Source organism: Brevibacterium picturae, from assembly GCF_030453725.1.
In the GTDB taxonomy this organism is placed as follows: domain Bacteria; phylum Actinomycetota; class Actinomycetes; order Actinomycetales; family Brevibacteriaceae; genus Brevibacterium; species Brevibacterium sandarakinum_A.
In genome coordinates, this window is the sequence record NZ_JAKDJU010000314.1 from 1 (window position 1) to 1,888 (window position 1,888).

The 1,888-nt window shown below is 65.0% G+C and carries 1 protein-coding gene; it reads right to left on the reverse strand.

Annotated features, from left to right (window positions below):
• Positions 1–76: 76 nt before the first annotated feature.
• Positions 77–1,888 (reverse strand): PhoX family protein (locus L0G76_RS15940; protein WP_304358106.1); only part of this gene is annotated, 1,812 nt, incomplete at its 5' end.

Below are 1,888 nucleotides of genomic sequence, written 5' to 3' on the forward strand. Positions count from 1 at the left end.
TTAAGTGGACGTTTTGGGCTGGAGATTATCGAAAACTTCAGTCCAAAACGTCCACTTAACAGGGATTCGCAGCCGCTCAAGCCTCCGCAGACTCCTCTGGGAGGTCCTCGGAGCCTTCAGCAGCCTTCTTCTTGCGCATGTGTGCGGCCGTCGCCATGGCGCCACCTGCGGCGAGGAGGCCGGCACCTCCGCCAAGCAGCGGCAGCGTGCTGTCGTTGCCGGTCCGTGGCAGGTCACCGCCGCCACCCGAACCGGAGCCGCCGGAGCCTGAGCCGCCCGAGCCCGAACCGCCATCAGCACCCGAGCCCGAACCGCCCGAGCCGGATCCGCCGTTCGAACTTGCTTCGCTGGCACCTGCCGCCCCTGCACCGGCAGCAGCTGCGTCCTTCGCTCCGTCCTGCGAGCCGCTCTTCGATCCCTCGGACGAGCCATCAGAGCCGTCAGAACCGTCGGAACCGTCGGCGCCGTCAGCCGCGCCATCAGAGCCGTCAGCTGCGCCGTCAGAACCGTCGGAGGAGCCGTCCTCGTTGCCTTCGGCGTCCGCGTCCTTCGGGTCCTCGGTAGGTGGGTCGGTCGGCTCCTCACCACTGCCCTTGATCACCTGCACCACGGTCGGTCGGGGCAGAGCGGCCACGCCCTTGTCGACATCCGTGGCATCGACGTAGTCGGGGAACAGAGAGTGCTGGTCCGACCATTCGCCGTCCTCACCGGGGTGCTGGACGGCCACGAACGCCGAGTCGTAGGAGTCGTGGACGAGCGGTCCGCAGACCTCGCCCTCACGCGGGACGGAGAGGAACTGCTCCACGCGCCCCCGCTGGTCACCATCGATGGTGACCTTGAACAGACCGTCGCAGTAGCCGATGCCGTCGGGGGCACCGTCGGTGGAGATCCACAGGTTGCCGGCCGAGTCGAAGGTGACGTTGTCGGGGCAGGAGATCGGTGAGACCTGGTCTTCGGGGAAGCCGGCGAAGTAGGTCGTGTCGCCCTGCTTCGGGTCACCGCACACCAGCAGCAGCGTCCAGTCGAACTCGGTGCCTGTGTGGTCGCCGCTGCGTTCGGTCAGTTCCACAATGTGTCCGTCGCGGTTCTCGGTGCGCGGGTTCGCCTCGTCGGCTGCGGCCTTGCCGTCCACACCACGATCCGAGTTGTTCGTGCACGCGATGTAGATCTTTCCGTTGACGGGGTTGGGCTCGACGTCCTCACAGCGGTCCATCTTCGTCGGTCCGACCTTGTCGGCGGCCAGCCGGGTATTGACCAGCACCTCGTCGATGGCCATTCCCGCAACCTGTGACTCGCCGTCCTTGATCAGCGGCAGCCACTGACCACTGCCATCGAACTCGCCGTCGGCCGGCACCTCACCGCTGCCGTCGATCTCATTCTTCGGGGAGTTGCCTGTGAACTTCGCGACGAAGAGGTCGCCCTCGGTCAGCAGTGTCATGTTGTGGCCCAGGTCGCCTTCGACGTATTTGCCCGTGGACACGAACTTGTAGAGGTAGTCGAACTTCTCATCATCGCCCATGTACGCGACGGCCTGCCCCGAATCGGCGATCGTGATGTTCGCACCCTCATGCTTGAGGCGTCCCATATTCGTGTGCTTGAGCGGAGTCGATTCGGGATCCCGGGGATCGACCTCGACGATCCACCCGAAGCGGTTGGCTTCGTTCGCGTAGCCGGAATTGTTCGTGTCGAAGCGCTCGACATCGGCTTCCCAGCCGTTGGACGAGTCTTCGTTGGTCAGACCGTAACGTTTGTCGGCCGCCGAGGTGCCCTGCGCTTTGAAGTACGAGTTGAAGTTCTCCTCACCGGAGACCAGTGTGCCCCACGGGGTCAGTCCGCCCGCGCAGTTGCCCAGGGTGCCCTGCACCTTGTCGCCGCCCGGGTAGTCCTT